Origin of the sequence: Roseibium sp. MMSF_3247 (assembly GCF_030733765.1) — a bacterium.
Lineage (GTDB): Bacteria > Pseudomonadota > Alphaproteobacteria > Rhizobiales > Stappiaceae > Roseibium.
In genome coordinates, this window is the sequence record NZ_JASHII010000002.1 from 745472 (window position 1) to 758518 (window position 13047).

The following is a 13047-nucleotide window of genomic DNA, read 5'->3' on the forward strand; positions in this document are numbered from 1 at the left end:
GATGTACTACGCTACGATCCTGTTCCTGCCATTGATCGGATTTTTGATTGCCGGTCTTTTCGGCCGGTCAATCGGTGCCAAGGCATCCGAGTACATTGCAAGTGGCCTGTTGATCCTGGCAGCGCTTCTGTCTTGGGGGGCATTTATCGGGTTCTGGCTCGGTGGTTCCGAAGCCCAGGTTGTTCACCTGTTCCGCTGGATGAGTGCCGGCGATCTCAATGTCGCCTGGTCAATCCGCGTCGATACGCTGACAGCGGTCATGCTGGTCGTCGTCAACACGGTGTCCGCACTGGTGCATGTCTATTCCATTGGCTACATGCATCACGATCCGCACCGCCCGCGCTTCTTTGCGTATCTGTCGCTCTTTACTTTCGCCATGCTGACGCTGGTGACCGCTGACAACCTGCTGCAAATGTTCTTCGGCTGGGAAGGCGTGGGTCTTGCGTCCTACCTGTTGATTGGCTTCTGGTACAAGAAACCGTCCGCCAATGCGGCGGCGATGAAGGCGTTTGTCGTCAACCGTGTCGGTGACTTCGGGTTTGCGCTCGGCATCTTTGGTGTCTTCTACCTGTTCGGCAGCATCGACTTCACAACTATCTTCAACGACGCCCCGTCCTTCATTGAAGAGCAGGGCGAAGTCATGAACTTCATGGGCTATCACCTTGATGCACAGGCAGCGATGACAGTCATCTGTCTTCTCCTGTTCATGGGGGCAATGGGCAAGTCGGCGCAGTTCCTCCTGCACACCTGGCTGCCGGATGCGATGGAAGGCCCGACTCCGGTGTCTGCGCTCATCCACGCTGCGACCATGGTCACCGCGGGTGTCTTCATGGTGGCGCGCTTGTCGCCGCTGTTCGAGCTGTCCGACTTCGCCCTCGCCGTGATCGTGTTCTTCGGTGCGACCACTGCGTTCTTTGCCGCAACGGTTGGTCTCGTTCAAAACGACATCAAGCGTGTGATCGCGTACTCCACCTGTTCGCAGTTGGGATACATGTTCGTGGCACTCGGCATTGGAGCTTACTCCATCGCGGTGTTCCACCTTTTCACGCACGCGTTCTTCAAGGCGCTGTTGTTCCTGTGTGCAGGTTCGGTGATCCACGCCGTGTCCGACGAACAGGACATGCGTAAAATGGGCGGTCTTCGCAAACACATTCCGATCACCTATTGGACGATGATGCTGGGCACGCTTGCGCTGACCGGTGTCGGCATTCCGCTGACCCACATCGGGTTTGCCGGTTTCGTCTCAAAGGACGGCATCATTGAGGCCGCGTTTGCAGCCGGCGGCGGAGATCATCCGAACCCAATGGCGCTTTACGGCTTCTGGCTGACGGTGATCGCGGCTGGCCTGACGTCCTTCTACTCGTGGCGTCTAACCTTCATGACCTTCCACGGAAAACCACGCGCTTCTGTTGATGTGATGAAACACGTTCATGAATCGCCACTGGTGATGACGGTGCCGCTGTTCGTCCTGTCCGTCGGCGCGGTTCTGGCCGGCGTGGTCTTCTACGGCCCGTTCTTCTATGACGAGGCGGCTTATGAAGCTTTCTGGGCGGGTTCCTTGCCGGCGTTTGCCGACAGCCATGTCCTGCATGACATGCACTACGTTCCGACTTGGGTGCGTCTGTCGCCATTCGTCATGATGGCAGCTGGTCTATTGGTGGCCTACCAGTTCTACATCCGCTCGCCGGAAATGCCGAAGCAGTTGGCCGAACGCCATTCGGCGCTGTACCAGTTCCTGTTGAACAAGTGGTATTTCGACGAGCTCTACAATTTCATCTTTGTCCGTCCCGCAATGTGGCTTGGCCGTGTTCTTTGGAAGAAGGGCGATGGCACCGTGATCGACGGCTATGGGCCGAACGGGATCGCCGCGCGGGTGCAGGGTGTCACGACCTGGGTCGTTAAACTGCAAACCGGATATCTCTACCACTATGCATTTGCGATGCTGATCGGTGTGGCGGCCTTGATCACCTGGTCGATGTTCACCGGTGCGGGCACCGGCGGGGGTGCACACTAATGATTGACTGGCCAATTCTGTCACTCACGACATTCCTGCCTCTGCTGGGTGTTGTGTTCGTCCTGCTGGTGCCAGGCAATGACGACCACGCAAAGCGTCAGATGCGTATGGTGGCGCTTGTCACCACATCGATGACGTTTGTCCTCTCCCTGATGATCTGGGCCTATTTCGACTACTCGAACCCCGGGTTCCAGTTTGTCGAAGAGCGGGACTGGCTTGGCTCGAACATCACTTACAAGATGGGTGTCGACGGCATTTCGGTTCTCTTCGTCATCCTGACGACGTTCCTGATGCCGTTCTGTATCCTGGCGTCCTGGGAGAGCGTTCAAAAGCGCGTGCGCGAATACATGGTCGCGTTCCTGATCCTGGAAACGCTCATGATCGGCGTGTTCTGCGCACTCGACATCGTCGTTTTCTACGTCTTCTTCGAAGCTGGCCTTATCCCGATGTTCCTGATCATCGGCGTCTGGGGTGGGGCCCGGCGCGTCTACGCGTCTTACAAGTTCTTCCTCTACACGCTGCTCGGATCGGTTTTGATGCTGGTCGCGATCATGGCGATGTACTGGACGGCCGGCACGACGGACATCCAGGAACTTCTGGCCTATCCGTTCCCGGCTGAAATGCAGACCTGGCTTTGGATCGCGTTCTTTGCAAGCTTTGCAGTGAAAATGCCAATGTGGCCGGTGCATACTTGGTTGCCGGATGCCCACGTTGAGGCGCCGACAGCCGGATCGGTGATCCTGGCGGGTGTTCTTCTGAAACTCGGCGGGTACGGGTTCCTGAGATTCTCCCTGCCGATGTTCCCGCTTGCCTCCGATATGTTTGCACCACTGGTGTTCACATTGTCGGTCGTTGCGATCATTTACACCTCCTTGGTTGCGCTGGCTCAGGAAGACATCAAGAAGCTCATTGCCTATTCCTCGGTTGCCCATATGGGTTACGTGACCATGGGGATCTTCACCATGACGCCGCAGGGAGTGCAGGGTGGTATTTTCCAGATGCTCTCCCACGGCATCGTTTCCGGTGCGCTCTTCCTATGCGTTGGGGTCATCTATGACCGGATGCACACCCGGGAGATCTCGGCCTATGGCGGCCTCGTTAACCGGATGCCGAAATATGCGGTCGCGTTCCTCATCTTCACGATGGCCAATGTCGGTTTGCCTGGCACTTCTGGCTTCGTTGGAGAGATTCTCGTTCTAATGGGAGCGTTCCAGGTCAACACATGGGTTGCTGTGTTCGCGACAACGGGCGTGATCCTGTCGGCGTGTTATGCGCTGTATCTCTACCGCCGGGTCGTGTTCGGCTCCCTGGACAAGGAAAGCCTCAAGTCGATCCTCGATCTGGATCTTCGCGAAAAGGTCATCCTGGTCCCGATGATCATCCTGACGATCTTCTTCGGTTTCTATCCGATGGCCATCCTGGATGTGACCCAGGGATCCGTCGATAACCTGATCAATCAATATACCGCGGCCCTTGAAGCTGCTGGGGTCACCCAGCATGCGGCCACGGCGCACTAAGAGTTTCGAGGGCGAGACAGAGCTATGTCAGACGTGACCCAACTGCCAGATCTCATGCCGGCCTTGCCGGAAATCATTCTGGCGATCGGAGCGATGGTGCTGTTGATGGTCGGTGCCTTCGGTGGCCGGAACATCAGCTACGCGGTCTTTGGTGGAGCGATGGGGCTTCTTGGCGGTACGTTTCTCGTGCTGCTGCTGGTCCCAAGTTTCGGTGAAACCTTCGGCGGTTCCTTCATCCTCGATGACTACGCCTACTTCTTGAAGCTGGTGGTCCTTGTCGGATCGTTCTTTGCGATCGCCATGTCGTGGGCCTATGCGAAGAGCCAGTCGTTTGACCATTTTGAGTATCCGATCCTGATCGTCCTTGCGACGCTCGGCATGATGCTGATGCTGTCGGCAAACGATATGATTGCGCTCTACATGGGTCTCGAACTCCAGAGTTTGTCGCTCTACGTTGTGGCTGCGATCAACCGCGACAGTGTCCGGTCAACAGAAGCGGGCTTGAAGTACTTCGTTCTCGGCGCGCTGTCCTCCGGCATGCTGCTTTACGGCATGTCGCTGGTTTACGGCTTCTCCGGTCAGATCTCCTTCGCCGCAATTGCCGATTTGATTTCGCAAGAAGGCGCGTCCATCGGTCTGATCATTGGTTTGACCTTCATTCTTGCAGGCCTTGCCTTCAAGATCTCCGCCGTTCCGTTCCACATGTGGACACCGGACGTTTATGAAGGTGCGCCAACGCCTGTCACCGCATTCTTCGCAGCAGCTCCGAAGGTTGCCGCCATGGGGATGCTGGTGCGGATTGTCATTGATGCGTTTCATCCGGTCACCAGCGATTGGCAGCAGATCATCGTCTTCGTATCGATTGCCTCAATGGCGCTCGGTGCGTTCGCCGCAATTGGTCAGACCAACCTGAAGCGCCTGATGGCGTATTCGTCCATCGGCCATATGGGCTACGCGCTGGTCGGTCTTGCGGCCGGTACGCAGACCGGTGTTGAAGGCGTGATCTTCTATATGGTCGCCTATCTCGGCATGACGCTTGGTGTGTTTGCCTGCATCTTGTCCATGCGGCGTAAGGATGGCATGGTTGAAGAGATCTCCGATCTTTCCGGCCTTTCTCAAACCAACCTGCCGATGGCGGTGATCCTTGGTTTGCTGATGTTCTCGCTTGCAGGCATTCCGCCGCTGATTGGTTTCTTCGGAAAGTGGTTCGTGTTTGCAGCCGCTGTCGAGGCAGGCCTCTATCCGCTAGCCGTTATCGGCGTGCTGGCATCCGTGGTCGGCTGTTACTACTACCTGCGCATCGTCAAGGTGATGTTCTTTGACGAACCGGCGGAGGCCTTCCAGCCGATGCCGACCGAACTGAAGGTCGTCCTCGGCCTGTCCGGTGTGTTCGTGGTCTTTTTCTGGGTCATGCCTGGTCCGGTCGTAACGGCTGCAACCGCTGCGGCACAGTCGTTGTTTTGATAAGCGGTTTGGCGATTGAACAGTCCCGCACCACATCTTGAGACAAAAGGTCCGGCGCCCGGAGCGCCGGATTTTCTCTATGAGGCCTATGAGACGGTCGGCTCGACCAACGCTCTGTGTCTAGAGCGGGCCGTTTCGGGGCATCCTGGAAACCTTTGGATCCGGGCTGGCATTCAGACTGCTGGCCGGGGCCGACGGGGGCGGGCCTGGACCTCTCCGCAGGGAAATCTCTTCGCAAGTGTGCTGCTGATCGACCCGTCTCCATTGGCTCGGATCGGCGAATTGCCGCTTTTGTCGGCTGTTGCGCTCGCCGAAGCCGTTGACAAGGCTGCCGGTACGCTCCAATTGGTGTCGTTGAAGTGGCCGAACGACCTGCTGGTCGACGGAGCGAAACTCTCGGGCATCTTGCTGGAAGCCGAGACACTCAAAGACGGAAGGCTGGTTGCGGTCATGGGGTTTGGGGTCAATTGTGTGTCCCATCCCGATCCGGCGTTGTATCGGGCAACCGATCTGCGCAGCCTTGGCTATCAAGTATCGGCCGACAGCTTGTTCGCGGCGTTGGCGGAAGCTCTGGCAAAGTATTTGGCAATCTGGCACCAACCGGACGGCTTTGATCGTATCCGGCGCCAATGGTTGAAGCGGGCGGCGCATTTGGGACAAATGATCACTGTCCGGGCCGCTCAAGAAGAAATAACCGGCATTTTTGACGATCTGGATGCGTCCGGCCATTTGGTCCTAAGACTGGATAACGGCCAAAAACGCACTGTCTACGCCGGTGACGTATTTTTATCCGGCGGATGACGGCCGGACAGTTCCCTCGAAAAATGTGAGGGGTAGGAGAATTTGATGGCTTCGGCCAAGGATAAAGAAAACGACATTGTGTTCCTGCCGCTTGGCGGTGTTGGCGAAATCGGCATGAACCTCGGGCTTTACGGCTTCGGGCCGGAAGGAAATCGGAAATGGCTGATCGTCGATTGCGGGGTCAGCTTTGCAGGTCCGGAACTTCCTGGCATCGATCTGGTGATGCCGGACATCAAGTTTCTGGAAGACGAGGTCAACAACATTGTCGGCATGGTCATCACCCATGCCCATGAAGATCACTATGGCGCGATCCTGCACCTGTGGCCCTTCCTGAAGGTACCGGTCTACGCAACGGCATTTACCGCCGGTCTGCTGGCGGCCAAGACCGAGAGTGAGCCGGGTGCTGAAGAAGTTCCCGTGACGGTGGTCCGCCAGGGCGAACGCCACAAGATTGGTCCGTTCGACGTGGAATTCGTCGCCATGGCCCACTCGATCCCTGAGCCTTGTGCGCTTGCGATCCGCACTCCGGCGGGTTTGGTGCTGCACACCGGTGACTGGAAAATCGACACATCCCCTGGCATTGGCCAACCAATCGACCTCGACCGGCTGGCAGAGCTTGGCCGCGAAGGGGTGATGGCGCTGGTCTGTGACAGCACCAATGCGGTTCGTGACGGTGTCAGCCCGAGTGAGGCCGACGTCGCTGCTGAACTAACCAAGGTGATTGGCCGTGCCAAGCACCGCGTTGCCGTGACAACCTTTGCTTCCAACGTGGCCCGCATCCGGGCAATTGCGCGTGCTGCTGCTGCGAATGAGCGCGATGTTGTTGTGGTTGGCCGGTCGATGCACCGGGCCATCGAGGTGGCCAACGAGCTGGAATACATGGATGACCTCCCGGCCTTCCATGACGAAGAAGCCTATGGCTATCTGCCGCGTGACAAGGTGGTGTTGTTGTGCACCGGATCACAGGGTGAAAACCGGGCCGCACTTGCACGGATTGCTGCCGGCGACCACCGGAATATTGCGCTTGCACAAGGCGACATGGTGATCTTTTCTTCCCGGACCATTCCGGGAAATGAAAAGGAAGTCGGGGCTGTCCTCAATAACCTGGCGGACAAGGACGTTGAAATCGTCACCGACAAGGATGCCCTGGTCCATGTTTCGGGACACCCGCGCCGCGGCGAACTGGAGCAGCTCTACAAACTGGTACAGCCAAAAGTCGTGCTTCCCGTTCATGGGGAACCATTGCATCTTGCAGCTCATGCTGCGTTTGCGAAGGAGCAAGGTGTTCCGGAAGTCATTCGCGGCAAGAATGGGGACATCATCCGCCTTGTGGCCGGCCGGGCTGCAATCATCGATGAGGCGCCGTTTGGTATTCTGGTGAAGGATGGCCGGATCCTTGACGACCCGGAGGTCACCGGGGTGAAGGAACGGCGGAAGCTGTCTTTTGCGGGCGCTGCGATCATCACACTGGTGGTAAACCGGTCCGGAGAGCTGCTCGACGATCCACATGCCGTGCTGCTCGGACTGCCGGACACGGACGATGATGGCGAGCCGATGGAAGACATCGTTCAAAAGGCTGTCATTGGCGCTGTGACGAGTATTCCGAAAGCCCGGCGCAAGGACAAGGATCTGATCGCGGAAGCGGCACGCCGTGCGGCCCGTTCGGAAATCCTTGATGTCTGGGGCAAAAAGACGCTCTGCAAGGTGGTGGTGACCCGGCTATAAGTTACACCGCAAATCGTGCTCAAAGCACGGTTTGCCTGTTTGTGGAGGAATTGGAATGATCGGTCGGCTTAACCACGTGGCCATTGCAGTGTCGGATATCGAGGCGGCGACCGCCGTTTACCGGGACACGCTTGGTGCGGATGTCTCTGCCAAGGAAGCGCAGCCGGACCACGGTGTTTCGACCGTGTTCATCAACCTGCCGAACACCAAGATCGAGTTGCTCGAACCGCTTGGGGAAGATTCGCCGATCGCCAAGTTCCTGGAAAAGAACCCGTCCGGCGGTATCCACCACGTCTGTTATGAAGTCGACGACATCATCGCGGCGCGTGACAAACTGGTGGCGGATGGCGCACGTGTTCTTGGCAGCGGCGAACCGAAAATCGGTGCCCACGGCAAACCGGTGCTGTTCCTGCACCCGAAGGACTTTCTCGGCACCCTGACGGAATTGGAAGAGGCTTAATCACATGTCTTTGGCGTTCAGCCTGGCAATCTTTTTCATGATGTGGTGGATCATCTTATTTGCAATGCTTCCGTTTGGCATGCGCCGGACACAGGAGGAAGCAGGCGAGGTGATCCCGGGCTCTGAGGCCAGTGCCCCTGAACGCCCCCGAATGTTGCGCGTACTGCTGATGACGACGGGCGTCACCTGCGTGCTCTTTGCCGGGTACATGTGGCTGCGCTCCAGTGGTTTCGGCTTGGATGATATTCCTTTTTTTATGCCTCCAAGCGAGAGTTACTCCACGCCTGGCGGGTAAAGCCCGGTGTGAATGGAATGAAAAAGGGGAGCCGCTGTTGCGGCTCCCCTTTGTTTTCCCGCTCATTTTTTAGTCGTTAAAGCACGCATTCGATCCCGACCAGGCGGGCGCCGGTGCCGTGGTTTTTCAGATCCACGCTGCCGCTTTGAACGGCCAATTCCTTGCGCTTTGCTTCCAGACGTGTGGCCTCTGCTTTCAGGCCCTGCAGACCGACCATGATTTCATCCCATTCAGCCGAACAATCCGTCATTCCGAATTTGGCTGTGAGTTTTTTCATCACGATGCCCTTCAGGTCGATCTGTGTGCCTTTCCAATTTAAGGAGACCCAGTCGGACATGAAATTGAATTTGTCGAACTGCATGCGGATGCCGTAGACGGATTCCATGATGCCACCGTAAAAAGTGGTCATCGAAAACCCATAGATGCTGTTGAAGTCCCAACCAAACTTATGGCTCTCGAAGGAGTCCTTGTACTTCACCGTATGCCATTTGTGGTAGGTGTGGTCAGACTTGCCCTGAATGTTTTTTGACTCGTCTTTCGACTTTATTTCGAGCTTACCGGTGCCGTCGCCCGCGTTGATCTTGATCTGCTGGTTCCGACCGCTGGTCACGGTGATGCCGCCGTTTTCGGTCGAAACGTTGATGCTGTCCTGGATCGCGGCAGAGTAATCGCCGTCCACGTCAAGCGTGTAGTCGCCATTGACCTGCTGATGATAGTCCGCGGTCTCGAGATACATTTTTTCAGCAGCTTTGATCAGCACCCGGCCATCGCAGGCAAGAAGAATGCCTTGAGAACCGCCAGCAGCATTTGAGTAGACAGACGTATCGTCGCCTTCATCGGAAATGTGTTGAGCCGGGAAGAGCTCATCATGATGATCATTCTCGAACGCGGTGCGCTCCACCTCGGAGTATTCGCCCAGGCGGAAGAACGCACCGATATCGTCTTTCGTATCGTCGGTAGAATCTGACGGAACGAGGTAAAATACGTTCCGGTTGAGATGAACTGGCAGGCAAGGCTCTGACGGCAAAGGCGGCACTTGCTGAGGGCGGGAGAGCCGTTGTGTCGGATCCAGCGGGTGCCCCGGAAGTGACCAATCGTGCAGAGCCATTTTGTTCTCCAGTTTTGTTCTTCGTTATTAGTGTCCCGGCACGCGGGTCGTACTTAGCGCCGTCACACTTCCTGCGTAGCCCGGCACGTGACTGCTACACTGTGTTCTGTGTCACAAAAACGTAACGTTAGAAATGACTATGTTGCAAGAAGGGTTAAGGAGAGGAATATGCCGAAAGTTTATTTCTTCATGTTTCTTAGCAAGGTCCTAATCTGAAAGCCGGATTTCTGTTGTCCGAAATAAAATGGACATTGGGGCCATGTCCAATCTGCGGTGCTTCTTGGCCGAAATGGCGGCTTTCGATTCGTCATAATTCGCAAGGAGATAGGCGCGGCCAGTTATGCTCATCCGGCATGGCAGAAATGCAGGCAGCAACAATCGCAGTGGACCGCCGTCTTGTGCGAGGGATAAGGACGCTTCGAACGTCAAAGCTGGTCGAAATTCAGAGTGTTCGAATTATCGCAGACAAAGAAAAAAGGCAGAGCCTGAAGCTCTGCCTTGATAAAGTTCCGCGTCTAAATTGACTCCGTTCCCTCGCGTGCCGGTTTTCCGGTTTGACGGGGCGGCTGCTGCCGTAAGGCGCGCCTGGTGTCCTTCCTCCCAAGACTCAGACCGCGATGTCCGTAAGCTCCTGACATTTCTGCCTAGGGCTTTCTTGTTATGGGAACGGAACCTAACTGATTGTTTTCGCCTTGTCACCTATTTGTCTTGGAGAGCCTACATTTTTTGCTTGCCTATTTCCGATGCGTCAAAAAAACACGTGGAACCCGGAAAACGGCGCTGCAAACTGAGCTGGCTAAGTCCTGCAATCCAGCTGGCGAACCGCTGTCTACCTCCAAATCCTGCAAAACTCGGCCATAAAATGCGATTGCTCTTGTGTTTAGGGTCAGCTTGCGCTTTGACTGCGCACAAATCCGGCAATGCCACAGTTTTGAGAGTGCATAAATGCGTCTGTCCCGTTACTTCCTGCCCATCCTGAAAGAAACTCCGAAGGAAGCGGAAATTGTTTCCCACCGGCTCATGCTGCGGGCTGGCATGATCCGCCAACAGTCCGCCGGGATTTATTCTTGGCTGCCACTGGGATTGAAGGTGCTTCGCAAGATTGAGCGGATTGTGGAAGAAGAGCAGGCGCGGGCAGGGGCGGTTCAGTTGCTGATGCCGACCATCCAGCCTGCCGACTTGTGGCGCGAAAGCGGGCGCTATGATGCCTATGGCAAGGAGATGCTGCGCATCACCGACCGCCACGAGCGCGAAATGCTCTTCGGTCCGACCAACGAGGAGATGATCACCGACATCTTCCGCAGCTACGTGCGCTCCTATAAAGACCTGCCGCTAAACCTTTACCACATACAGTGGAAGTTCCGGGATGAAGTCCGCCCGCGGTTCGGCATCATGCGCGGGCGCGAGTTCCTGATGAAGGATGCTTATTCCTTCGATCTTGATCAGGAATCGGCGCGTCATGCTTATAACCGTATGTTCGTTGCGTATCTGCGCACTTTTGACCGGATGGGCCTGAAGGCGATCCCGATGAAGGCCGACACGGGCCCGATTGGCGGCGATCTCAGCCATGAATTCATCATCCTTGCAGAAACCGGCGAGAGCGAAGTGTTTCTGGACAAGTCGCTTCTTGAAATGCCGATCCCGGCCAAGGACACAGATTTCTGGTCGGATCTGTCACCGATCGTTGAAAGCTGGACGACCCCCTACGCTGCAACCGACGAAATGCATGATGAAGCAGCTTTCGGCGCGCTGGCAGAAGACACACGTGTATCTGCGCGCGGTATCGAAGTCGGTCACATCTTCTATTTCGGCACAAAATACTCAGATGCGATGGGCGCCAAGGTCGCCACTGCTGAAGGAACGGAAGTGCCGGTCCACATGGGCTCCTATGGTGTCGGCGTATCCCGTCTTCTTGGTGCCTTGATTGAGGCCAATCATGATGAGGATGGAATCATCTGGCCGAAATCGGTAGCACCGTTCCATGTTGGCATCATCAACATGCGCCCGGGCGATGATTTGACCGATCCGGTCTGTGAGGACCTTTACGCCAAGCTCGAAGCTGCCGGCATTGAGGTGCTTTACGACGACACGGACAGCCGGGCAGGGGCGAAATTTGCCACGATGGATCTGATCGGTTTGCCATTCCAGGTGGTGGCCGGTCCGCGCGGGCTGAAAGATGGTGTGCTGGAGGTCAAGGACCGGGCAACTGGGGAAAAGGAAATGCTCACCCCTGAGGCGACCTTGAACAAGCTCACCGCGGCATTGACGGACTGATCCAGTCCGGTGATCCTCTGGGGCGAGGATTCGGCTACGGGAAACTGCGGCCACTGGGGCATTGCTGAATTGGATGGAAGATGACAGCAGTAGACACTGCCCGCGAGGGCGCGGACCGGGAGACGGCAGAGCCGACACGCCCCTTTGCGCCCTTTGAATGGATGATCGCCGGCCGGTATCTGCGCTCGCGCCGCCGGGAAACCTTCATTTCAGTGATCGCCGGTTTCTCCTTCGCAGGCATCATGCTGGGCGTAGCAACGCTTATCATCGTCATGGCGGTGATGAACGGGTTCCGCTCTGAGCTCTTGGGCAAGATCCTCGGGATCAATGGCCACATGCTGATTCAGCCGATTGACCAGCCGCTCACCGATTATGATCCGGTGGCCAAACGCCTTGAGGGCGTACCGGAAGTCATCAGCGCCATTCCGTTCGTTGAAGGCCAGGCCCTCGTCTCCGGTCCAGCCGGAAATCTCGGAGCACTGGTGCGCGGTCTCAAGGAAAGTGACTTGCGCCGGATCCCGTTGGTTGCCAACAACTTGCGCGCCGGGACGCTGGATGGTTTTGATGCCGGTCAAGGCGTTGCGATCGGTTCGCGCATGGCGCAACAGCTCGGCATCACGCTTGGTGACAACATCACCATTATTTCACCGCGTGGCAGCGTCACCCCGATGGGCGTGACCCCGCGGGTCAAGGCCTATCCGGTGACCGCGATCTTCGAGATCGGCATGAGCGAATATGACGCGACTTTCCTGTTCATGCCACTGCCCGAATCCCAAGCCTATTTCAACATGGACGGCATCACGACCGGGATTGAGCTTTATGTGGTCGATCCGGACAATGTCGGAACCATGCTGGCTGCCGTTGAAGAAGCTGCCGGCCGTCCGGCGTTCGTAACCGACTGGCGGCAGCGGAATGTGACGTTCTTTTCCGCCCTTGAGGTTGAAAGGAACGTGATGTTCATCATCCTGACACTCATTGTGCTGGTCGCGGCGCTCAACATCATTTCAGGCCTGATCATGCTGGTGAAGGACAAGGGGCATGACATTGCGATCCTGCGGACCATGGGCGCAACGCGTGGGTCCATCATGCGGATCTTTTTGATCACCGGCGCCAGCATTGGCTGTGTCGGCACGCTGGCTGGTTTTTTCCTTGGGCTCATCGTGTGCCTCAACATTGAGAGCATCCGGCAATTCGTTTCCTGGCTGACGTCGACGCAACTGTTTGATCCGACGCTCTATTTCCTGTCGAAACTGCCGGCGGAAATCGACAGCGGCGAGACTGTAACGGTTTTGTTGATGGCGCTTGCTCTGTCTCTTCTGGCGACGCTTTATCCGGCGTGGCGGGCGGCCCGGCTCGATCCGGTCGAAGCCCTGCGGTACGAATAGGAGA

General features: G+C 56.7%; 10 protein-coding genes. 9 read left to right on the top strand and 1 reads right to left on the bottom strand.

Features of this window, described 5'->3' with window-relative positions:
- Position 1: 1 nt before the first annotated feature.
- From nuoL to RBB44_RS08865, 7 genes are read left to right on the top strand one after another with little or no spacing between them, the layout of a single operon-like run.
- Complete coding sequence (gene nuoL / locus RBB44_RS08835; RefSeq protein WP_306147014.1) at positions 2-2014, top strand: NADH-quinone oxidoreductase subunit L; 2013 nt, start codon at positions 2-4, stop codon at positions 2012-2014.
- A complete protein-coding gene (locus RBB44_RS08840) occupies positions 2014-3531 on the top strand; it encodes an NADH-quinone oxidoreductase subunit M (protein ID WP_209177719.1) in 1518 nt (505 codons plus the stop codon). The genes nuoL and RBB44_RS08840 overlap by 1 nt, the downstream gene beginning before the upstream one ends.
- Positions 3532-3555: 24 nt before the next feature.
- Positions 3556-4995 (top strand): NADH-quinone oxidoreductase subunit NuoN, encoded by a 1440-nt coding sequence (gene nuoN / locus RBB44_RS08845; protein ID WP_306147016.1) that lies wholly within the window; start codon positions 3556-3558, stop codon positions 4993-4995.
- Positions 4996-5010: 15 nt separating this feature from the next.
- Positions 5011-5796: a biotin--[acetyl-CoA-carboxylase] ligase gene (locus tag RBB44_RS08850; protein WP_306147017.1), complete on the top strand. Its 786-nt coding sequence runs from the start codon at positions 5011-5013 to the stop codon at positions 5794-5796.
- 45 nt (positions 5797-5841) lie between these two features.
- Entirely contained in the window at positions 5842-7521 is a 1680-nt protein-coding gene (locus tag RBB44_RS08855) for a ribonuclease J (protein ID WP_306147018.1), read from the top strand.
- A 55-nt stretch (positions 7522-7576) separates the two neighbouring features.
- Positions 7577-7981 (top strand): methylmalonyl-CoA epimerase, encoded by a 405-nt coding sequence (gene mce / locus RBB44_RS08860; RefSeq protein ID WP_133950063.1) that lies wholly within the window; start codon positions 7577-7579, stop codon positions 7979-7981.
- 4 nt (positions 7982-7985) lie between these two features.
- Positions 7986-8276, top strand: coding sequence for a DUF1467 family protein (locus RBB44_RS08865; RefSeq protein WP_306147019.1), 291 nt, complete (start codon positions 7986-7988; stop codon positions 8274-8276).
- A 76-nt stretch (positions 8277-8352) separates the two neighbouring features.
- On the opposite strand, the gene RBB44_RS08870 is transcribed toward RBB44_RS08865, so the two are convergent.
- A complete protein-coding gene (locus tag RBB44_RS08870) occupies positions 8353-9384 on the bottom strand; it encodes a hypothetical protein (protein WP_306147021.1) in 1032 nt (343 codons plus the stop codon).
- Positions 9385-10329: 945 nt separating this feature from the next.
- Here RBB44_RS08870 and proS point away from each other — a divergent pair.
- The gene (proS, locus tag RBB44_RS08875; RefSeq protein WP_209177724.1) at positions 10330-11658 is read left to right on the top strand and encodes a proline--tRNA ligase; all 1329 of its coding nucleotides are present in this window, start codon (positions 10330-10332) and stop codon (positions 11656-11658) included.
- 80 nt (positions 11659-11738) lie between these two features.
- Positions 11739-13043, top strand: coding sequence for a lipoprotein-releasing ABC transporter permease subunit (locus tag RBB44_RS08880; RefSeq protein ID WP_209177725.1), 1305 nt, complete (start codon positions 11739-11741; stop codon positions 13041-13043).
- Positions 13044-13047: the final 4 nt, after the last annotated feature.

Excerpts from the sequence above, each read along its gene's own strand:
- proS (WP_209177724.1), top strand. The coding sequence starts at position 10,330 with ATGCGTCTGTCCCGTTACTTCCTGCCCATCCTGAAAGAAACTCCGAAG.
- mce (WP_133950063.1), top strand. The coding sequence starts at position 7,577 with ATGATCGGTCGGCTTAACCACGTGGCCATTGCAGTGTCGGATATCGAG.
- RBB44_RS08865 (WP_306147019.1), top strand. The coding sequence starts at position 7,986 with ATGTCTTTGGCGTTCAGCCTGGCAATCTTTTTCATGATGTGGTGGATC.
- nuoN (WP_306147016.1), top strand. The coding sequence starts at position 3,556 with ATGTCAGACGTGACCCAACTGCCAGATCTCATGCCGGCCTTGCCGGAA.
- RBB44_RS08855 (WP_306147018.1), top strand. The coding sequence starts at position 5,842 with ATGGCTTCGGCCAAGGATAAAGAAAACGACATTGTGTTCCTGCCGCTT.
- RBB44_RS08880 (WP_209177725.1), top strand. The coding sequence starts at position 11,739 with ATGACAGCAGTAGACACTGCCCGCGAGGGCGCGGACCGGGAGACGGCA.
- nuoL (WP_306147014.1), top strand. The coding sequence starts at position 2 with ATGTACTACGCTACGATCCTGTTCCTGCCATTGATCGGATTTTTGATT.
- RBB44_RS08870 (WP_306147021.1), bottom strand. The coding sequence starts at position 9,384 with ATGGCTCTGCACGATTGGTCACTTCCGGGGCACCCGCTGGATCCGACA.
- RBB44_RS08840 (WP_209177719.1), top strand. The coding sequence starts at position 2,014 with ATGATTGACTGGCCAATTCTGTCACTCACGACATTCCTGCCTCTGCTG.